This is a genomic window from Desulforhopalus sp. IMCC35007 (assembly GCF_005116575.1).
In the GTDB taxonomy this organism is placed as follows: domain Bacteria; phylum Desulfobacterota; class Desulfobulbia; order Desulfobulbales; family Desulfocapsaceae; genus Desulforhopalus_A.
Genome location: NZ_SWCN01000006.1, coordinates 226,305 through 247,856 on the forward strand (window position 1 = coordinate 226,305; position 21,552 = coordinate 247,856).

Sequence of the window (21,552 nt, forward strand, 5' to 3'; positions counted from 1 at the left end):
TACAAAGAACCCCATTGTCGGTTGGTGTTTTTTCAGACAGCGTGGAGAAACATTTAGGTTTGGCAACTATACAGTATTGGATTGATTATATGAAAACAGATAAATCTAAAAGAAGGTTTTTCAAAAAGTTACAAAAAAAAATATCCGGTGCTCAGGAGGATAAGTCAGTTGCTACGCAACAATTGGCCGGGGAAGAAATGCAGCACATGCTTGAGCTCTTTGAGGCGGTCAAAAGAAATCCCGGACATTTGACGGGATGGGATTTTGATAGAGCGTTTGATTTTATTGAAAGATATCCTGATACCGGTCAGGCGGAGATCCTGATCGGCCAAATGTATGCGACGACTGGAACGCAACTCAAAGGCCTGAGTTATGCCAGTGCTGTCAAGGTTATTGAGCGGATGCCCGGTCATGCAGGAACGGACTCTATCATCAAGGGAATGTATAAAATTGAGGAAGATTACATCGAAGAGCTTCGTTCGGATGTTATTGCCCAAATGCTGACGATTATCCCTGATCATCCCCTGGCAGAGCAGTTGACCACGGCGCTGGCGCGTAAAAATCTGACCAATGCCTATGATTTCATCACTGCAAACCCTGATAATGTCTACACCAGAACCTTGATCAAGGCGATGTTTGATCGAGATCCAAATATTGCTATTCTTCTGTTACAAGAGAAGTTGGATCATCCACAAGTAACCAGTATTTTTGATGGAATCTACAATATTACCGATGAGAAATCGCTTAAAAAGCTGACCCCCAATGCTATCATCTTTATCCTCGAGGTCGCACCTGATCATCCCAAAGTTAAAGAGATGCTGGAAATAATGGTGGAGAGCAACTACGTTAAAGCCTATGATTTTGCAATGACGCATCCGGATCATTCACTGGTTGAGGATTTGAAAAAATATATCATTACCCGTAAACCGGAATTAAAGACACTCTTCGACAACCGTCAGTGAGTCGGTTTCCGTTTTTCTCTTGGGCAAATCGAATAATCGGTAAAAAACAAACGGCCCCGAATCTTATAAAAGATTCGGGGCCGTTTGTTTTCTTTGTCTCTGTTGCCGGGCTTATTCGAGCAAGGAGTATTTTTAGTGCCTTACTGTTGAAAGCTTGTCATAAAAAACAAGAAACGAACAAGCACTTTTAACATTAAGGACTTGAATATATCACCAAGGCACTTATCCCGGCTTACTTTCCCGTTTACCGGGGTTAGTCCGCCTTAATCATCTCTCTCAGGACGTAGGGCAGGATGCCACCATGGAGGAAGTAGGTGACGTCAACCTCAGTGTCAAGGCGCGCAGTGACCTCAAAATCGAGGGTCGAGCCATCTTCCCTTTTGGCGGTGACCTTGAGGCTCTTTCGAGGACTGATATCAGCGAGCCCCTCTATACTGAACAGCTCGGTTCCGGTGAGGCCAAGGGATTGAATAGATTCTCCTTCTTTGAAAACAAGCGGTAACAGCCCCATACCCACAAGATTATTACGGTGAATCCGCTCAAAAGACTCGGCTATAACAGCTCGTATTCCTAATAGATTTGCTCCTTTTGCCGCCCAATCCCTGGAGGAACCGGTTCCGTACTCCTTGCCTGCAAGGACGATAAGTGGTATCGACTCATTTCGGTAGGCAACGGATGCATCGTAATTAAACATCTCCCTCATTTCAGGTTGTTTGAGGGTGAACGCACCTTCTTTTGGAGCAATCATCTTGTTTTTTATACGAATATTACCAAAAGTGCCCCGCATCATCACTTCGTGATTGCCCCGCCTTGAACCATAGGAGTTAAAGTCTACAGGGTTAACACCTTGTTCCATGAGATACTGACCGGCAGGATACTCTTCAGGGATCGCGCCAGCAGGAGAAATATGGTCGGTTGTGACGGTGTCACCAAGCAGTAAAAACGTGCGTGCATCCACGATATCTTTTGCTGCAGCAGGCGTCAGGCTGAAACTGTCAAAGTAGGGGGGCTTTTTGATATAGGTGGATTGAGGGTCCCAGTTATAGGTCGTGCCTTCTTTTACGGGAAGCTTTTTCCAGAATTCATCTCCATCGAAGATAGCTTTGTATTCGGTTAAAAAAGCCTGCTGTGTTACATATTTGTCGACGAGTTCCTGAATCTCTTCCGCTTTTGGCCAGAGATCAGCGAGATATACAGGTTCACCGTTAGGGTCATACGACAGAGGCTCTGAGGTAAGATCGATATCCACTCTTCCAGCTATGGCAAAGGCCAGTACCAGCATTGGAGAAGCGAGGTAGTTGGATTGAATCTTCTGATGAATCCTCGCCTCGAAATTTCTATTGCCCGAGAGAACCGCCGCAACGTTGAGGTGGTTGTTGGTAATGACCTGTTCAAGCTCAGGGTTGAGTGGCCCGCTGTTACCAATACAGGTTGTGCAGCCAAAGGCGGTTATGTGAAAACCAAGGGCTTCATAATAGGGCATAAGACCACTCTGATTGAGGTAGTTGCTGACGACTTTGGAGCCTGGGGCAAAGGAAGTCTTGACGTAACCGGGTACCTTGAGCCCGCGTTTTACTGCTTCCTTGGCGATAAGACCTGCACCAAGGAGAACGTGTGGATTTGAGGTGTTCGTGCAGGAAGTAATCGCAGCGATAACAACGCTGCCATCTCCAATTTTTTCTGCCTTGTTGTTCATCATAAATTCGATGGGCTTTTGCAGCTTCCTGTCAGAGAGGGCTTTGAATGCTGTTGCCATTTGTGACAGGGGAACACGGTCCTGGGGTCTTGCGGGGCCTGCAAGAGAAGGTTCGACACTGTTGAGGTCAAACTCGATGACTTGAGTGTACTCTCTTTTATCACTCTCTTCGTAAAAAAGGCCACTGCCCTTGGCTACCGCCTCAGTAACCGCCGCATGGTGGTTTCTGCCGGTGAGCTTGAGGTATTCTATGGTTTTGTCATCAATGGGGAAAAAACCCAGTGTGGCGCCGTACTCAGGGGTCATATTGGAAATGGTGGCTCTGTCAGGTATGGATAGGTTTTGCATTCCAGGGCCAAAATACTCGACGAATTTCTCGACCACCTTTGCTTTACGTAACAGTTCGGTGAGGGTCAGCACCAGATCTGTTGCCGTGATTCCGGCTTTGAGTTTTCCAACCATCCGGACACCAACGACCTCGGGAATGGACATATAGTAGGGTTGCCCGAGCATGACTGCTTCTGCCTCAATGCCACCTACTCCCCAACCCATAACTCCGATTCCGTTGATCATGGTGGTGTGGGAATCAAGTCCTACAACTGTGTCAGGATAGGCGATTTTCGTCTCTCCATCCTCTTCAGTTATGGTGACCCTGCCAAGGTGCTCTAGGTTGACCTGGTGACAGATGCCCGAATTTGGAGGGACAACCTTGAAATTGTCAAAACTTGATTGTGCCCATTTAAAGACGGCATAGCGCTCACCATTACGTTCATATTCCTTGGAAACATTACTGGTGAGACTGTTGTGGGTCCCGGAAAAGTCGACCTGAACGGAATGGTCTGCGACCAGCTCGACGGGCACCTTTGGATTGACAATGGCAGGATCATGGCCGAGATCTTTTACCGCATCGCGAAGGGCTGCTATGTCGACGACGGCAGGGACTCCTGTGAAATCCTGCATAAGAACGCGGGCCGGGTGGTAGGGGATTTCGACAGGTTGATCATAGTTCTTTTGCCAATTGGTAATAGTGGTTAAATCCTTTTCGGTTACTATTTTACCATCCAGTTTTCGCAGCAGGTTTTCAACGAGAATACGAATGGTGTAGGGGAGTCTGTCTATATTACCAACGCCTTTTTTTGCGAGTTCACGCAGGTCAAAAAAGTTGTAGCTTGCATCATTGACCTGTATTTGCTGCATGAAGTCTTTCTTGATCATATTCTCCTCACAAATGGTGATGTTGCGTTTTTAAGTACAGGTTGAAAAGCAGGTTTCGGCCCTGAAAGCTGTCGTGTATGGGAGGTCTGTTCCAGCAGTATTCCGGGGTGATAACGTTTTATGCCGCTGTTGTTTCTATTCTAATGGTTGTCCCCTTGAAGTAAAGGATATCCCCAGTTGTGACTGAGTACCGATCATGACCGTTTCAACTATGGGGGGGTTGGTTGGTTCCAGAGCTTTCCAGGTAACGATGAAATTTGCCCCTGAGCCGCCGGTATTATCTTTTTGGGGAACGACAAAACGTTCAGAGCCGAGGGGACCGAGGGCGAGGGGCTTAGAAATATACTTTTTAACGAGTGCACCTTCGGTCTCATAGTAGTCAACTGTGGTAATCTCTATGGAGTTTTTCGGATCGATGTTACGGATACTGAGAGTGACGGAAAGGAGCAGTGGGGACTCCTTGTTGCCGTGGTATATATGTGAGTAGGCAGGAATATAGATATCCTGTCCCCGTGAGAGTCGACTTGGCTGTTCAGCCAGACAGAGGGAAGAAAAACAGAGATAAAAGCAGAACAACAGTGCACTCAGTGAAAGTAATCTGGATGTTTTTCGCATAGTCGTATTTAGGAAAGAATTGTTGTATCGTTTCTGACAAAATCGTTTGTTTTACGCTCAACAGGAGAGTTTATCGCAGGGTTCATCGATCTGATCCAGCATTTTTTCCAGCTGGACGATATGGCTCTGTTCCTCTTTGATGATTCGCTCGAGTTGTTCCCGGTCTTGATCGTCGTCGAGAAAGTCCAGGAGAAACTGGTAAAAAAGAACCGTATCCTCTTCAAAGGAAATGGATATATTGAGGACATCTTTTACGGATTTACTTTTTTCAAGTGACTCCTCTTCCAATAAAAAGCTGTTTCCTTTCACCATGTCCTGGAGCAGGGTGCGGCCTACATTTTCCATCTCTTGCTGTTCTGGGTTGAGCTCTTTTGTCCCCTGCAGGCTGGAGAACCAACATGCATGTTTGCGCTCCTGCTCGGCCATCCAGAGCAGCATTTCCGTTATTTTCGGATCTGTGGAGACTTTACTTGCTCTCAGGTAGCTGTCTTCTCCATTTCGTTCGATCTGTATCGCTATATTTTTGATGTCACCAAAGGTAAACATAAAGTCCTCCGTCTTTTCATGGCTCTATCTGCCTGAGATAACGCAACTCATTTACATTATTTCGGCAAGCCTTTGATTTATTGTACTGTGTTTGAAAAAACAGGACAGTCTTTTATTCAAAGAATCTGGTGAAAACGTCAATTTCCTCCCGTTCAGTGCGGTAGTTGTTTTGAGGAGCGCTCTGGTCTTCATAACCAAGGGCCATCCCACAGATAAGAGTGTATTCAGGCCCATACCCTAGTTTTTTTTTGATAATTTCAGGATATTGGCCCAGGGCAGCCTGGGCACAGGTGGCCAGACCTTCTTCCAGAGCGGCAAGCATTATCGATTGGAGAAACATCCCGTAGTCTAAAAAAGAGCCTTTTTCCATATCGCTGTCGAGGAAAAAGAAGAAAAGCACAGGAGCGTCGAAGCCGCGATAATTGGCAACCCACTGCTCAAGCCGTTTTACCTTGTCTCTACGCTCGATCTTTAATGAAGAATAAAGCTGGGCCCCACAGATAACTCTCCTTTTTTTAAAAGGTTCTTTCCAGGTTACCGGGTAATATTGATAGTCCATTTCTCCAAGGCCGCCTTCCTCAAAGGCATGGACGAGGGCTTCGGTGAGTTGTTTTCGCATCTTGCCTTTAACAACGGCGACCTCCCATGGCTGGGCGTTTGTTCCAGAAGGAGCATGACGGGCTGCGTTGAGTATGCGTCGGATCTGCTCGGAACTTACTTCTTTGTCAAGAAAGGCCCGGGTAGATTTTCGATTTTCGAGGGCACGAATAATATTCATAAATGATGCCTCTGAGCTGTACAAACAAGATAAATTTTCATGGGCTTATACTTTTTTGATGAATGTCGAAAATTTCATGACAGGCGGGACATATAAAAAGCCAGTGGACAACATTGTGTTCCTGGTCACGTTTTAGCATGGTGTGAAAACCATCGTTATAGCCGCACAGGGGACAGCTTCGGAACTCATCTTCCAGTGTCACAGTATGGATGGTAATGTTCATGGCTTCATCTCAGAACAATGTTTAGTTTTGTACAAAAAAGGTGGACCGAAACAACTAGCACAAGAAAATAACTATCAAAGCAGAGAGATCAAGCACCATTATGAGCAATGATGTGATACAGTAGCCTGTGAGGAAAAAAGATATGTTTGGTCTGAAAAAAGATGTGTTATCATTTATGCAAATGATTATCTCTATCAATCATACCCAAGGTTCGAAGGCTTGGTGAAGTTCAACATTTCTCTGCAATGAATAACCCCCGAAAGGGATGATGGATATATGAAAGCTATATGGCGAGCTTTTAAAGCTGCCAGATTTTTTAACGATAAGGAGAGTATGGATGGCTGAAGAAACCACGGTTTTAACCCCTGATGGAATTGAATCTCCAGGAGACGAAGAGAAGCAGAGCTCTGAAAAATCGCTCATGATTGCAAAAGATCTTCTTCCTGAAAAGTTGATGGTCATACCACTTCATGACAGGCCGATGTTCCCCAAAATGATGGGGCCGATCATTGTTGATGATGTTGTTCTGCAGCAGGCGGTAATGAAGCATGTGAACCAGAACACCCCGCTGTATTTTGGTCTTATCCTCCAAAAACCAGCAGATGATGGGATGGCCCATGCTGCAACGAGGCCAGAAGATTTTTTTAAGGTCGGTGTTGTGGTCCGGGTGATCCAGGTATCTCCGTTTAAGCAGGGGGAGCCCTTACAGATTCTCGTGCAGGCGCTTGAGCGGTTTGATGTCATTGCCATGCAAAAAGACAAGGCGGTCTTTATAGCCAAGGTGCGCTACTGGTATGAGACAATTCAAAAAAATAGCGACGAATTTAAGGCATATTCTGTAGCTATTATAGACTGCATTAAAGAACTTGTTAATCTCAACCCTCTTTTTAAAGAAGGTTTGAGCCTGCTCATCGAAAGAATTAATCTCAGTGATCCGGGATCGCTTGCCGATTTTGCAGCGTCCATGACAACCTCGTCTGGAACGGACATTCAGAAAGTTCTGGAAACCATTGAAGTTCAGAAACGTCTAGAAAAGGTTCTGATTCTTCTTAAAAATGAAGTGGAGATATCTAAGCTGAAGGCAAAGATATCCAAAAGAATTGAGGAACAGCTTTCAAAGCAACAGAGAGAGTTTTTTCTCAAGCAGCAGCTTCAGGAGATAAAAAAAGAGCTGGGACTGGCAAAAGATGACACCCAGGCGGAAATTGAAAAATATCAGAACCGTCTCAAAAAGCTGGTCCTATCCGATGAAGCGAGGGGAAAGGTAAAGGAGGAAATAGAAAAACTGAGGCTTCTTGGTTCATCGTCTCCAGAATTTAATATCACCCGGACCTACCTTGACTGGCTGACAATACTCCCCTGGGGTGTCTACTCCAAAGACAGTTACAGCAGGGATAAAGCAAAGAAAATTCTTGATCGGGACCACTATGGTCTCACCGATGTAAAAGACAGGATTCTTGAGCTGATTTCCGTGGGTGTCATTAAAGGGGATCTTTCTGGAACCATTTTATTGCTCCAGGGTCCACCGGGTGTTGGGAAAACATCCATCGGTAGATCTGTAGCAACAAGTCTTGGTCGTGAGTTCTATCGGTTTTCACTGGGTGGGATGCGTGATGAGGCTGAGATCAAGGGGCATAGAAGAACTTATATAGGTGCAATGCCAGGGAAGTTTGTCCAGGCTATCAAAACCTGTAAAACCGCCAACCCCGTCATTATGCTGGACGAGATTGATAAAATCGGAGCAAGCTTTCATGGCGATCCCGCCTCTGCTCTCCTCGAAGTGCTGGATCCTGAGCAGAACAAGGATTTTCTTGATCATTATCTTGATGTTCGCTTTGATCTGTCAAAGATCTTTTTTATCTGTACGGCAAACCAACTCGACACTATTCCAGGGCCATTGATGGACCGAATGGAAATTATTCAGCTGCCGGGTTACATTCTGGAAGAAAAGGTGGAAATTGCACGGCGCCATCTTATCCCCAAACAGTTGGAAGCCCATGGTCTCACGGCAAAACAGATTAGCCTGCCTAAGACGGTTATCTCAAGTATTGTCGATGGTTATGCCAGGGAGGCTGGGGTACGCGGTCTTGAGAACTGTGTGAAAAAGATCCTGAGAAAAAGCGTGCAGAAAATTATTGAAAATCCTGACGAGAAGATTCAGATCAAGAAGACCGAGCTAAAGGATTTTCTTGGAAAACGCTATTTTTCAGAGGAACAGGCCTATAAAAAGCCACGGGTGGGTGTAATAACCGGCCTTGCCTACACAAGTATGGGCGGGGCGACCCTGCACATCGAATCGGTCGCAATTCCAACAGGACAGGCTGGATTTAAGCAGACCGGGCAGCTTGGTAATGTAATGGTAGAATCCTCTGAAATTGCATATAGTTATATCAGGTCGATCATGCAGGGAGATAAAAAAGGCGTTGAGTTTTTTAATAAAAATATGATTCATCTCCATGTCCCTGCGGGTGCCACCCCAAAAGACGGCCCATCGGCGGGTATTACCATGGCCTGCTCACTCTATTCAACTGTAACTGGAAAGCCCGTAAGAGCGAATCTGGCCATGACAGGGGAACTGACCCTTACCGGGATGGTGATGCCCATTGGCGGAGTAAAGGAAAAGATGATAGCCTCAAAACGGGCGAAGGTGAAAGAAGTGCTATTGCCAAAGGATAATGAGGAGGATTTTGAACTTTTGCCGGACCACATAAAAGCTGGAATCACGGCGCATTTTGTCTCAACATTTGAGGACGTGCGAAAACTCTGCTTTCATAAGTAGTAGCGCTACATATAGTTGCAGAAATCATCCCCTCGTGTATCTGTTTCTTTAAATGCATGCGGGGATGTTTTTTTTTCGCAGGACGCAGAATATCATCAAGGCTGAAAAAACCTTGCATTTAGCTGATGTGTAATTCGAACAGGGAAAGCAAAACAGGATAGTACTGGGAAGGAAAAATGGAGCGGGAAACGAGATTCGAACTCGCGACGTCAACCTTGGCAAGGTTGCACTCTACCACTGAGTTATTCCCGCTCATTTTTGTGCAGCTGAGGATGTGCTTTTTAGCAGACAGAGAAAAGGAAGTCAATATTTTTTTTGACCTGTTTTAGCCTTCGAGTATTACTCAGGTAGCAGATCGTAGTAATAGGTGAGAATATCTGTTCTTGTCACAATGCCAATTGGTTTTTTATCCTCTATCACAGGAAGATATCCTACATCGTTTTCAATCATGATGCGTGCGGCCATGGTGGGGCTTGTCAGCGGAGTAATTGTAATAACATCACGGGCCATGAAGGCCTTCACCGGGCTCTCCCACTGCCTCTCTTTTTTGATTCGCTTTAAATCCCAGAGAACCGTTATACCGAGAATTTCATCGTCTTCCATAACCAGAATGCCGCGAATCTTTTCCCTGACCATGATCGATTGAATTTCTCTCATGGTTGTCTCTGGTGGAACAGTCACGACCGGAAAGGACATGATATCCGAGATAGAAGCAGTCTCACCTTTGTTTGCTGACAGCAAAGAAACTATTTTTTCCTTGAGTAGATCTGCAGTGCATTCTGCTGCTTTTATCGTGGCAGAACCGGCTCCGGCATGGCCTCCTCCGCCAAGGCTTAACATTATCTCGCCTACGTGAATGTTTTCAACGCCGCTTCTACCTATAACCGTGTTGGTGTCTTCGGATATGAAAATTACAAACAGGGCGTCGACGTTGACGATTTTTCTGTACATGGCGACAACTGCAGCAAGATTGGGGACCTTTTTATCAAGCTGCACACAATTAAAACCCACCGGATGTCCGTTTATTGTTCTTTTTTCGGTTGCCTTCATCATCTCAAAAAGAATTTCTTTATGGGTTTCCTCGTAGGGAGGGTTGAGAAAGAAGTTGGCGACATTGAGATCTGCTTTGTTTTCCAGAAGAAAGGCGGCCGCCATTGCATCTTCAGCGGTAGTTGAGGGAAAAGAAAGATGCCCTGTATCTTCATAGAGGCCAATGAGCATTACCGTGGAGTCAAGGGGGGTAAGTTTGAGGTTTCTTCTTCTCATTTCCCTGACCAGGAGGGTGACGGTGGAGCCGATATGCTCTTTGGTTGACCAGGTTGGCTCTATATCTCCTTTGCCGGTCATATGGTGGTCCCAAAGGTCAATTTCAAGACCTTCCTTGTGTCGCAACTGAGACATACGATCAAGCCTGTGCCACTGATCTGTATCGAGCACAACAAGTTTTTTTACCTTACTGTGGTCGATTTCGTTGGGCAGGACCAGATTAAAAGCTGTTTTGTGGGTGGAAAGAAATCTCTCCACATTTTTATTCGTCATTTTCGGGACAACCCCAATGCAACCAGGATAGAGCAGTGTTGCTCCAATAACGGAGGCCAGAGCGTCAAAATCTGTATTTTTGTGGGTGGTTGCAATGAGCATTGTCTTTGGGGTCGTGAGGGGGTTATTGGAGCTGGTATACGGGACGTTCAGATTTATCGAGGAAGTACGGCATGACTTTATCTGCAAGCGCAGTCAGGGTTTCTCTACGGTTATCCGGTGATGGGTGAGTAGAGAGAAATTGTGGAGGAGTCTCCCCTCCTACTTCGCCCATTTTTTGCCAGAGACTGGCGGCGGCCCTGGGGTCGTATCCGGCTCTCGCGGCAAGCTCTATACCAATTTCGTCCGCCTCAACCTCTGAGGTCCGGCTGTTGGGGAGGGTAATTGCCACTGCCGCTGCAGCGGTGCTGCCAGCCAGTATGGTGCTTCCATATTCGTTGCCTCCTACCGCGAGGGCGAGCCCCATGAGGCCGACCTGTGATGCCATGGCAACGGACATCCGCTCAGCGGTATGGTTGGCAAGAGCGTGGGAGATTTCATGTCCCATGACCTGAGCGAGTTCGTCATCGCTGGCCTTGGTTTTATCGATGAGACCGGTGTAGATAGCCATCTTTCCCCCGGCCATGCACCAGGCGTTGACGGTTTCAGGGTCGTCGATCACCTTAACGCTCCACTCCCAGTCATTGGTGTCGGGATAGAGCAGGATCGCCTGGGCTATGAGTCTTCCCGTTATAAGGCGTATTCTGTTGGAGACTTTGATATCACTATCAATTTTTCCATCATCCTGCAGTGGCTGGAGGGTCTGGACATAGGCTTCTTTGGACGATGAAATTGCCTGTTCAGGGGAAACAAGCATGAGTTGTGACCGTCCTGTCGGACTCGTTGCACAGGCTGAAAGGGCTAAGAGCAAAATGAGTAGCAGTATCTTTTTCATTATAGACTTTTCCGTTAACTTGTTTTTCTTGTATGGTAGGGTCAAGGTAGTGGCGATAACGGCTGAACTGGCCATTTTGACCCATTCTTTTTTATGCTATTTCGTCACTCATACTTAGTATACCGGTGGTTTGGGGAATATCAAGTCAGTATGGAGTAAAAAGAGTCGATGTTTCAGGCTTGAGATTTTTATCCCAAACAGGAAAATCTGAAGGCAGCCTTAGAAGTTGATGTGACAGAAGTAAAGGAACAGGTTTTTACCCTCATCGTATCATATTATTCGCGAGTATTAACAATGAAGACAACATGTAACCCTGCTGTTCTTAAAAAATTCTGGCTGACCCGACTCCGGGAGGAATACGATCAGATCTGTCTGGATTATAGATTGCCGTTAGACCCTCCAATCTTTGAAATTTCCGAGGGAAAAAAGCAGTTGGGGAGCTGGTGTGCTGCGACGAGAAGTCTTCGCATGAGCGAATATCTGATCATGTCCTATCCCTGGTCTGTGACCCTTCAGGTGTTGAAACATGAAATGGCACATCAATATTCTTCTGAGGTCCTGGGGCAAACTGACGCTCATGGAGATGGTTTTCAGGCGGCCTGCGCACTTTTAGGTGTTTTACCTCAATACAGGGGCTGCAGGATCCTAACTGCCGAAGTTCTGGCCAAGCTGACGGGGACTGAGAACAAAATGAGTGAAGGGCAAAAGGTTCTCGTCAGGATTGAAAAATTGCTGGCCCTGGGAGAATCTTCCAACGTACATGAGGCCGAAGCAGCATTGAAAAAAGCCAGCCTGCTCATTGAAAAATACCACCTGCAGCAGTTGGTCTCCTCGGAACATTCCGCCTACGTGGTATGCCTGATAGAAATCGGAAAAAAGCAGGTTGCCACCTATCAAAGGCATATCTGCAGAATACTGCAGGATTTCTTTTTTGTTCGGGTGGTTTTGTCTGAGACCTATAAGCCTGCGACAAATGAGGTGCAAAAGGCCATCGAACTTTTGGGAACCAGCGAGAATGTTGCCATAGCAGAGTACTGCTGCCATTTTCTGGAAAACCGGCTGGCTCTGTTATGGCAGGAGTATCGGTTGCAAAATACAAGCTCCGGCCGCACCCAGAAGAACAGCTTTTACCTTGGGGTGGTCCTCGGGTTTTGGGAAAAATTACAGGAACAAAACCGCGGGGGAGCGAGAGCTCCTGGAGCCAGTGCTGAGCACAGGGAGCTTTTGGTCGTTGAAGACAGGCGACTGGATACCTTCGTTCGGTCCCATTTTCCAAGGCTGAGGAAAACATCTTCGAGACGCTCGACCGTAGATCGGAGGGTCTATCAGGAGGGAATGCAGGCTGGACGATCTCTTCGCCTGACAGAAGGTGTTACCCAGGGAAGAGGCAAAAAAAACCGTTTTCTTGAATAAAGCCTGGCCATATAAGAGTTTTTAACGGTGATAACACCCGAAAAAGTTACCATGAGCATTGAGATGGACTCAGGCAAAAGTTCAATTCAGATCTGCATTGGAGGAGATGGAGTATTTTACAGGGCCATCAGCTATTGCAAAAGCACGATGGTGCAATATAATTGGACTGCACTTTATAAACATCGTATTCGTTGAGATATTTCATGAATTTTGGAGGAAGGATTTTGTTCCATATAACACAACACCCGTTACATAGATTTTTTGGAGAAAAAATAAGAGCCAGTTTTACGGTGCTTTTTGTCTGTTTCTTTCTTGCAGGTTCTGTTGCAACCTCCGTTGCAGAAGATAAGCCAACAGTCTTTGTCAGTATCCTGCCCCAGAAATATTTTGTTGAACAGATAGCGGGGGATCTTGTGAAGGTTGAGGTGATGGTGAAGCCGGGTGCCAGTCCTGCGACCTATGAGCCGAAAGTATCCCAGATGAAACAGCTCGCTTCCTGTGCAATCTATTTTGCCATTGGAGTTCCCTTTGAGAGGGCCTGGCTGGACCGGATTGCGGGTGTCAATCCTCAAATGCAGATTGTCAGAACAGATCAGGGAATTGAAAAACTGAGCATGGAAAAACACCTCCACGGGGATGAAGATCATGGTGTCCACGAGGGACATGAAGACCACGATGGGCATAAGGATCAGGTGGACAAAGGGGACAAAGAAGAGGCCTACCTCCATGAAGAAGGGCTTGATCCACATATCTGGCTTTCTCCGCTACTGGTTCAACGGCAGGCAGCAATTATTGCAGCATCTCTTACAGAACTGCTCCCTGATCAGGCCACTTTTTTTGATGCAAATCACAAAGCTTTCCAGGCACGTCTTGTGAAACTGGATAAAGAGCTCCGTCAGATTCTCGCTGGGAAAAAGGGCTATCGTTTTATGGTTTTTCATCCCTCGTGGGGCTATTTTGCCCACAATTATCAGCTTGTGCAGGTTCCCATTGAGATTGAGGGAAAAGGGCCTAAATCCTCCCAGTTAAAAGAGTTGATTCTTTTTGCAAGAAAAGAGGGGATACAGGTGATTTTCGCCCAACCGCAATTCTCAACCAAGAGTGCCGCACTGGTGGCTCGTGAAATAGACGGGGAGGTTATAACCGTAGATCCCCTTGCGGAAAACTGGCTGGATAATATGAAGAGCGTGGCCGAAAAATTCAGGGATGCTATACAATGAATATTGTAAGTATTGCCGAGCCCATCGTGGAGATCTCCAATCTTTGTTATTCCAATGATGGAATTGATATTCTGCATGACATTAACCTGACGGTGAATAAGGGCGACTTTATTGCTATTATCGGACCAAATGGTGGCGGGAAAACAACACTGCTGAAGCTGATTCTTGGTTTGTTAAAACCAACCAGGGGGACGATAACCATCAAAGAAAACACCAGGACGCGTTCTGGCGCTTCGGCGATTGGCTATGTTCCCCAGCATGTTAACCATAATTTGAGTTTTCCGGCGACAGCCCTTGATGTTGTACTCATGGGTACCCATAAACCAGGGCGAAGGTTTCGTTTTGGCAATACGGCAGCAGAAAAAGAAGATGCCCGTGAAACTCTTGCAAAACTGGGGATCGCGGATTGCGCTGATCGAAAGATAATTGCTCTGTCGGGCGGACAGCGGCAGAGGGTACTGATTGCGAGGGCATTGGTCTCCCATCCAAAACTTCTGGTGCTTGACGAGCCCACGGCATCCATAGATACCAAGGGGCAGACAGAGTTTTATGAACTGCTCGTTGAACTGAATAAGGAACAGACGATTTTGATGGTAAGCCACGACCTTCTGGTTGTTTCAAAATATGTAAAATCTATAGCCTGTCTTAACAGGCGTATGCACTACCATCAATCCTTTGGCTCCTCCGGAGAAGTTCTCGATGCATTTTATTCCTGTTCTGTTGAAGAAATATGTCCCGTTGGTGTCATCTCCAAAGGGATACCAGATAGTTCAGGAGGAAGAGCATGATTGATGCATTACAGTTCGAGTTTATCCGCAATGCCCTGTTGGCCGGCCTGCTGGCAAGCATCATCTGTGGTGTGGTTGGTACCCTGATTGTGGTCAATCGGCTGGTTTTTTTATCTGGTGGTATTGCTCACAGCGCCTATGGTGGAATCGGCCTCGCCTTTTTTATGGGTTGGCCGTATATGCTCGGGGCGACCAGTTTTGCCTTTGCCTCTTCCATGGTGATGGCCGCCGTTTCCCTGAAGTCAAAACAGCGCGCGGATACAATCATTGGTGTTATGTGGTCGGTGGGCATGGCTACGGGTATACTGCTTCTTGACATGACGCCTGGCTATAACGTCGATCTTATGAGTTATCTTTTTGGCTCCATTCTTAGCGTACCCGGCTCTGAGCTGATCTCCATGGGAGGTCTCACAGCTGCAATATTGCTTCTGATTTTTTTCTTCTACGATGACCTGCTCGCGATGTCCTATGATGAGGAATTCGCGCAGGTTCGGGGCGTTGCTGTTCGCAGGCTCTACTTTATGCTCATTGGTACGGTTGCCGTGACGGTGGTTATCGTCGTCCAGGTGGTAGGGCTGATTCTGGTTATTGCCTTGCTGACCATACCTCCCTATATTGCTGAAAAATACACAAAGTCCCTGCTACAGATGATGATGCTCTCCTGTCTTTTGGGTATGGGATTTATTGCTGCAGGTCTATGGGGTGCTTACAGGTATGATCTTACTTCCGGGGCTGCAATTATCTTTGTTGCGGGTGCCGGATTTTTTCTTTCCCTTTTTGTTGATAAAATGGTTTCGATGAGAAAGAAACGCCTCTGGCTGAAGGCCCATGAATAATCGTTTCGGCGATGTGAACTGATACCAGGAGAGTTACAACGTATGTTTAAAAAGTTCAATCCCATGGCTCATCCATGGCTTTTTCGTCTGATAATGAACAGTTGGCCTCCTTACCTTGGAGCTTCTGTTTGGGTTGAGGATATTGCTCATGACTGGCGCAATATCCAGGTTGGGATGAAATTGCGCTGGTATAACAAGAACTATGTACATAGCCATTTCGGTGGCAGTTTATACTCGATGACGGACCCTTTCTTCATGCTGATGCTTATGGCTAATCTCGGAAAAGACTACGTTGTCTGGGACAGCTCATCGAAAATCAATTATTTTCAACCGGGCAGGACAAAGGTGACAGCAAATTTTCTTCTTGATGAAGAGAGGCTGCAACGTATTCGCACAGCTGCTGAGTCGGGAGAAAAAGTGATGGAGAAATTTCGTGTTGATATTGTTGATACGACAAATCATCCCGTCGCCCGTGTGCACAAAACCATTTATATTCGTAAAAAACAGTCCGCAGTCAAACAGTAGACGAAGAGACGCTTTGTAGAGCCTTAAGAATTGCATTTTTCACGGTTTTTCTTCACTCCCTTCTTCGAGAGTTGTTGCGGAGCAATAAGAAAATGATCACCAAATACGACTATGATAAAAATCTTCACAGCAGAGTCTTGTAAAATCGCGTATCATAGACCGCTGAACAGTGATTTTAACACATATTCCGGACCCAAAAGATATGAATCCAATTTGTATAGTAGACGATCAACCCAACATCTGTTCCACAATTTCGGGTATCCTGTCAGACGAAGGATACAAGGCTGTCGTTTTTCAGGATGCAGAAAGTTTCTGGCAGAGCCTCGATACCCAGGAACCCTCCCTCGTTTTGCTGGATATCTGGCTCCCTGGTGTAGATGGTCTGGAACTTCTCAAACGCCTGCAGAGCCGGTTCCCGACACTACCTGTTATTATGATGAGCGGACATGCCGGAATCGAAACAGCCGTGACAGCCATTAAAGCCGGTGCCTATGACTTTATGGAAAAACCGCTCCATCTTGAAGTTTTGCTTGATAAAGTGGATTCCGCTGTCAAATATCGACCCGTGAAAAACGGTTCCGGTATAGCCGCAGATCTTGGAATTGATGCGATCAATCCTGAATGCTCCATCCCCACAGGTACCGTGGATGTCGTCGTTTCTGCGGAGCCCCAGCGTACCATTGGCGAAAATATCGTCTTAAACGGTTTCGGACTTTTGAGTGGCCGAAACACCGGGATTATCCTCAGCCCTCTTGGGGTAAATGAAGGCATCGTCTTCCAGACCCTGGATGGACAGATTATTCCAGGACATATAACATCTCTGGAAAACTTTTCCAAAACCGATCCAACGAAAATATTCTCGGCCAACTCAACCACCCTGGAAAACGGCAGACAGCAGGTTCGTACTGTTGAACACCTTATGGCGACGTTTTCGATATATGGCATAACCAATGTGCTTATCAAGGTGGATAAGGAGATACCAAACATTGACGGCTCCGCCAAAGACTTCAATGACCTCATTGCTCAGGCAGGCATCGTGGATCAGCATGCGCCAGCCAAGGTAGCGGTTATTCGCAAAAAAATAGGAATAGGAAAAGAAGAAAGCCAGGAAAAGTATCTTTATGCGGAGCCTTTTGACGGCTTTGAAATAGAGATGAGAGTTGATTATCCCCAGCCCATAGGCGAACAGATCTTTACTTTTAATCCTGAAAAAGGGTCCTTTGCAGAAGAAATTGCACCAGCAAGGTCGTTTAACACCTTTGAAAACATTGAGATGGCCCAGAGACTTGGGAAGGTGGGGAGTGGATATCTCAATTCCCATATCATAATGCATGAAGGCAAGGTCATTAATACGGAGCTCCGCTACTCTGATGAATTCGTGCGCCACAAGATCCTGGATCTCATTGGTGATCTCTATTTGTTGGGCTATCCCATCAGAGGAAGGATCACCGCCAACATGACTTCCCACGGTTACAATCAGGTCCTCGTTGAGCATCTGTACCAGGCAATCCAGAACAGTTCCGCAGCATAGTATGTAAAGTTTTACAGCAGCTTGATCTGCAATATTGCAAGATGATGGACCATGTCTTGATACACCTGTTATTGTTAACAGCATAACCGGCATGAGCTTTTGACATCTTTTCCTTGAAGCAGTACTGTACAGGGTCGATTGAGAGCATAAATCGTTTTTCATTATGCAAATCACCAATGATATAATTGGCAGAGAAGGGAATGCGCAAAGCAAATCTTTTGATCATTGACGACGAACCAGCCATTGGCCAGGGGTGTGCAATGATCTGCAAGGATCTTGGTCATAATCCCAGCTGGTGCGGAACGGCCACCGATGGGAGAAAGCGTCTGCAGGAGGGTGAATATGACCTTGTTCTCCTGGATATAAGGCTGCCTGATTATGACGGGATGGAACTGCTCAATGAAATCCATCAGGATTTCCCGGAGCTCCATGTCATCATGATGACAGGTTTTTCCACTGTCCAGCAGACCGTCAAGGCGATGAAAAAAGGGGCTTTTGATTATCTTGAAAAGCCGTTCAGCACCGAAGAACTGAGCCAGGCCGTTACCAAGGCACTCAAAAACGTCCAGCTTCGACATGATAACCTGCACTTACGTCAACAGCTGTTTCAGCGTTTTGAGTTTAATAATATCGTCGGTGACAGTCCCGCCATTCTCCCGGTATTTGAAGCGATCAAAAAAGTGGCCCCTACGGATACCACGGTTCTGATCAACGGGGAAAGTGGTACCGGTAAAGAACTCTTTGCCGGAGCCCTTCATGCCAGAAGCGGGCGAGCCGAAAAACCGTTTATAGCTATTGACTGCAGTGCTTTTTCAACATCGCTGCTGGAAAGTGAGCTTTTTGGACATGTCAAGGGGGCATTTACAGGTGCTGATAGGGATAAACAGGGCATTTTTGAGGCTGCAAACGGTAGTACCCTGTTTCTCGACGAAGTGGCAAATCTTGATCTCAATATTCAGGCAAAACTGCTTCGTGTCCTCGAGTATGGCCAATACAAGCCGGTGGGTGGCCGTAGTATCAAGAAAACCGATATCCGTATAATCGCCGCCTCAAATCAGGATCTTGAAAACAAGATGCTCGATGGTTCTTTCAGGCCAGATCTTTACTACCGCCTTAATGTTTTCCCTATTGATCTTCCTCCTTTACGGCAACGAAAGGAGGATATACCCAAGCTCGCCTACCATTTTCTCAAGCAGTTTTGCAAAAAAAACAACAAGCCTCTGGATGGCTTTTCCGACGGTGCACTCGAGACACTTATTAACTATCCGTGGCCCGGCAATGTAAGGCAATTAAAGAATGTGGTGGAGCGGCTGGTTATTATGGTCGACGAGCAATTGGTGGACAGCTCCAGTCTGCACGGCCATCTCGATGCCCGCCATCATGAGGCTGAAGATACCATGCCAGCAACCTTGGCCGAACTTAAGGCATACAAGCAACATCTGCTGGATACCCAATACAACCCGGTGGAAAAGAGCTTGCTGCAAAAAGCCCTGATCGCTTCAAGCGGTAATATCAGCAAGGCGGCGAAACGAGTGGGCATGCAGCGCTCGAATTTCTCGACTCTCGTGAAAAAGCACAATATCTCCCATAGCTGATGAGCGTATAATTACTCATACATATGTATATTTAAATATACGCCTGTAACGTATTGAAATCATATTTATTGTTGATTTCTGTCATTTCTTGTCCCTTCCTGTTTCATAGGTCTGGTCTCTTCAAATATCTTTTGCCTATCTTGTAACATTCCGACTTTATGGAGTATTTTTTTACTGCTGTATCTCGTTCTGTTAGTGGCATGTTCTTTGCGTTATCAAGCCTGTAATTCTTCGATTTTTCAGTTTGTATAAAATCAAATTCAGGAGGATGAGGCATGCCACAGACACAGGCACAGGTAGTAAATGTAACACGTATTCTGGTCATGGAAGATGATCTTAACATTGCAAGAGGCTTAGCAACTGTCCTCGGGGATGAGGAGTATAGCGTCCGGGTGGCGGGTGATGGCCAGTCAGCAATCGATGCCTTTAAGGAAGAGGACTTCGATCTGTTGATTGCTGATATCAGACTCCCTGACATGAACGGCCTTGACGTCATTAAGCAGGTGCGTCACCACTCTCCTGACACCAAAATTATTGTGATTACCGGCTTTGTCAGTACCTCGGTTGCCGTTGATGCAATGCATAACGGTGTCGCCGATTTCCTTCCCAAACCTTTTAGTGAGCAGCAGATCCTCAAGTCCGTTAAATCGACTCTGCAACAGAGAGAAGGCCACCGAGATGCATATGTCCATTCTATTTCTGAAACAGACCGGCTTATCCAGAAAAAGGAGGTTCTGCAGGTTCTCGATCGGACCAATGAAGACCAACTTTTCTGTTACGACCTCACGAAGAAAGGAGCTGAGGCACTCTCGGAATATGCTCTTTCCGATGAAGCCAAAGAAGCCATTGTAAACGGGGATCTGGACTGGATTAATAAAAACGTGGGAGAGCTCACCCAAAAACAGCTGAAGTATGTCTTTGAACGTACCCAGAAAAAAGATTGGCAGCTTTAATGTTTGAGAGGACTTTTGTAGCTGCTATCCCATTATATTGAGGTGGTGACAGGGGGCTTTCCAACGGTTTTTGGCGGGCCGGGTTCCAGTAAAAGTCATTTCATTGTTTATTGGACGGTGTTGGTTGTGTCCTAAATATCGTGTGATAAAGGGAGTTGTAAATGAATGTTGCGACTGATTATAGAGCGTTTTTCCAGATTTTCCGGGACATTATACGTACGATGCATTCTCACGATCATCTGGATGAAGTGCTTGATCTGGTCGTCCAAAAAGCTTCGGAAGTATTACATGCCAAGGGGGCGCTGCTTCGACTGTTGAACCCGGAAACGGATCAGTTTGAGGTAGCCGCAGCCCATGGAATTGGTGAAAATTACCTCAAAAAAGGACCGGTCAGTAAGAAGAAGATCCTGTTCGAGCCGGGGTGTCAGTCAAGGGTACATGAGATAACAGATATCTGGAGTGCGCCCCGGGTTGAATATCCGCAGCAGGCATGGGACGAAGGTGTTCGGATGATGCTTGATGTACCGCTCTCTATTCGTGCAAAAATGATCGGGCTGATCCGAATATATCTCCCGGAAAAAAGGGAGCATTCAGACGATCAACTCGATTTTCTTCTCACCGTCGCTGAGCAGTGTGCCTGCATCATTGAGCGGGTTCGGCTTTATGAGAACCAGCGAACCCACTACTTTCATATGGCAGCACAGCTTGAGAAGATGTCTTCACTTGGCCGTATGGCAGCGGGCATAGCCCATGAAATCAACAATCCACTCACCGGTATTATGCTCTTTAGCACCAGCATGATCAAAAAAACCACAAAGGGTGATCCATTTGAAGAAGGCTTGCAGATCATCATAGATGAGACAACCCGGTGCAAGAACATTGTCGAAGGGTTGTTGGAATTTTCAAGAAATCCGTCTCCTGAGAAAAAGATACATGATTTAAATGACATCGTCACAAAGGCCATTAAGCTTGTGGAGAATGAAACCCAGCTTCGTTATATCAAAATCAACCATGCCATGTCAGAAGATCTGAATCCTCTTCTTCTGGATAGTAACCAGCTTGAACAGGTCTTTGTCAACCTTTTGTATAATGCCATCCAGGCCATTGGTGAGAAGGGAGAGATTACGGTTAAAACAGGTGAGACACCGCTCCATCAGGCCTTTGTTGCTGTCTCCGACACCGGTAATGGTATCAGCAAGGATCTTATGGAAACTATCTTTGATCCATTTTTTACGACGAAACAGGATGGTACTGGCCTTGGTCTTGCCATTTGTCACAATATTGTGCACAACCACGGCGGCGATATCCAGGTAACCAGTAAAATAGGGAAAGGGACCACCTTTGTGGTTACGCTCCCCTACAATTAATATTTCGTTTTCCTCAACCGCCGAAACAATAGAGAAC

At 46.2% G+C, this 21,552-nt stretch carries 18 protein-coding genes and 1 tRNA gene; 11 read left to right on the top strand and 8 right to left on the bottom strand.

The features are described from left to right. The first annotated feature begins 89 nt into the window (after positions 1-89). A complete protein-coding gene (locus tag FCL48_RS08770; RefSeq protein ID WP_136871891.1) occupies positions 90-962 on the top strand; it encodes a hypothetical protein in 873 nt (290 codons plus the stop codon). A 253-nt stretch (positions 963-1,215) separates the two neighbouring features. On the opposite strand, the gene acnA is transcribed toward FCL48_RS08770, so the two are convergent. The 5 genes from acnA to FCL48_RS08795 all read right to left on the bottom strand — a co-directional run bounded on the left by acnA (position 1,216) and on the right by FCL48_RS08795 (position 6,035). Beyond that, the gene (acnA, locus tag FCL48_RS08775; protein ID WP_136871892.1) at positions 1,216-3,873 is read right to left on the bottom strand and encodes an aconitate hydratase AcnA; all 2,658 of its coding nucleotides are present in this window, start codon (positions 3,871-3,873) and stop codon (positions 1,216-1,218) included. Positions 3,874-4,008: 135 nt separating this feature from the next. Beyond that, positions 4,009-4,488: a DUF3124 domain-containing protein gene (locus FCL48_RS08780; protein WP_136871893.1), complete on the bottom strand. Its 480-nt coding sequence runs from the start codon at positions 4,486-4,488 to the stop codon at positions 4,009-4,011. 57 nt (positions 4,489-4,545) lie between these two features. Further along, positions 4,546-5,034: a ferritin family protein gene (locus FCL48_RS08785; RefSeq protein ID WP_136871894.1), complete on the bottom strand. Its 489-nt coding sequence runs from the start codon at positions 5,032-5,034 to the stop codon at positions 4,546-4,548. 112 nt (positions 5,035-5,146) lie between these two features. After that, positions 5,147-5,812, bottom strand: coding sequence for a nitroreductase (locus FCL48_RS08790; RefSeq protein WP_136871895.1), 666 nt, complete (start codon positions 5,810-5,812; stop codon positions 5,147-5,149). A gap of 37 nt (positions 5,813-5,849) precedes the next feature. Continuing rightward, positions 5,850-6,035, bottom strand: a complete 186-nt coding sequence (locus FCL48_RS08795; protein WP_136871896.1) for a hypothetical protein — start codon at positions 6,033-6,035, stop codon at positions 5,850-5,852. Positions 6,036-6,372: 337 nt separating this feature from the next. On the opposite strand from FCL48_RS08795, the gene lon reads away from it, so the two are divergent. Beyond that, positions 6,373-8,814, top strand: a complete 2,442-nt coding sequence (gene lon / locus FCL48_RS08800; RefSeq protein ID WP_136871897.1) for an endopeptidase La — start codon at positions 6,373-6,375, stop codon at positions 8,812-8,814. Positions 8,815-8,991: 177 nt separating this feature from the next. Here the strand turns inward: lon and FCL48_RS08805 are convergent. From FCL48_RS08805 to FCL48_RS08815, 3 genes are all read right to left on the bottom strand, one after another. Further along, positions 8,992-9,066: transfer RNA gene (locus tag FCL48_RS08805), tRNA-Gly, on the bottom strand. Between the two features lie 87 nt (positions 9,067-9,153). Then, positions 9,154-10,455, bottom strand: a complete 1,302-nt coding sequence (locus FCL48_RS08810) for a CBS domain-containing protein (protein ID WP_136871898.1) — start codon at positions 10,453-10,455, stop codon at positions 9,154-9,156. A 22-nt stretch (positions 10,456-10,477) separates the two neighbouring features. Further along, on the bottom strand, positions 10,478-11,287 hold the full coding sequence (locus FCL48_RS08815; RefSeq protein ID WP_136871899.1) for a M48 family metallopeptidase: 810 nt from the start codon (positions 11,285-11,287) through the stop codon (positions 10,478-10,480). 294 nt (positions 11,288-11,581) lie between these two features. Between FCL48_RS08815 and FCL48_RS08820 the strand changes: the two genes are divergently transcribed. From FCL48_RS08820 to FCL48_RS08860, 9 genes are all read left to right on the top strand, one after another. Further along, positions 11,582-12,700 carry a DUF2786 domain-containing protein gene (locus FCL48_RS08820; protein ID WP_136871900.1) on the top strand — a complete coding sequence of 373 codons (1,119 nt, stop codon included), beginning with the start codon at positions 11,582-11,584 and terminating at the stop codon, positions 12,698-12,700. A gap of 224 nt (positions 12,701-12,924) precedes the next feature. Continuing rightward, positions 12,925-13,920: a metal ABC transporter solute-binding protein, Zn/Mn family gene (locus tag FCL48_RS08825; protein ID WP_240744792.1), complete on the top strand. Its 996-nt coding sequence runs from the start codon at positions 12,925-12,927 to the stop codon at positions 13,918-13,920. Continuing rightward, positions 13,917-14,708 (top strand): metal ABC transporter ATP-binding protein, encoded by a 792-nt coding sequence (locus tag FCL48_RS08830; protein WP_240744793.1) that lies wholly within the window; start codon positions 13,917-13,919, stop codon positions 14,706-14,708. Before FCL48_RS08825 ends, FCL48_RS08830 begins: the two co-directional genes overlap by 4 nt. Continuing rightward, positions 14,705-15,544 (top strand): metal ABC transporter permease, encoded by an 840-nt coding sequence (locus FCL48_RS08835; protein WP_136871902.1) that lies wholly within the window; start codon positions 14,705-14,707, stop codon positions 15,542-15,544. The genes FCL48_RS08830 and FCL48_RS08835 overlap by 4 nt, the downstream gene beginning before the upstream one ends. 42 nt (positions 15,545-15,586) lie before the next feature. Next, on the top strand, positions 15,587-16,069 hold the full coding sequence (locus FCL48_RS08840) for a DUF4442 domain-containing protein (RefSeq protein ID WP_136871903.1): 483 nt from the start codon (positions 15,587-15,589) through the stop codon (positions 16,067-16,069). Positions 16,070-16,271: 202 nt separating this feature from the next. Continuing rightward, positions 16,272-17,600 (top strand): UDP-3-O-acyl-N-acetylglucosamine deacetylase, encoded by a 1,329-nt coding sequence (lpxC, locus tag FCL48_RS08845; RefSeq protein WP_136871904.1) that lies wholly within the window; start codon positions 16,272-16,274, stop codon positions 17,598-17,600. A 200-nt stretch (positions 17,601-17,800) separates the two neighbouring features. After that, positions 17,801-19,195, top strand: a complete 1,395-nt coding sequence (locus tag FCL48_RS08850) for a sigma-54 dependent transcriptional regulator (protein WP_136871905.1) — start codon at positions 17,801-17,803, stop codon at positions 19,193-19,195. A gap of 275 nt (positions 19,196-19,470) precedes the next feature. Continuing rightward, complete coding sequence (locus tag FCL48_RS08855) at positions 19,471-20,148, top strand: response regulator (RefSeq protein WP_136871906.1); 678 nt, start codon at positions 19,471-19,473, stop codon at positions 20,146-20,148. 161 nt (positions 20,149-20,309) lie between these two features. After that, a complete protein-coding gene (locus tag FCL48_RS08860; protein WP_136871907.1) occupies positions 20,310-21,515 on the top strand; it encodes a sensor histidine kinase in 1,206 nt (401 codons plus the stop codon). Positions 21,516-21,552: the final 37 nt, after the last annotated feature.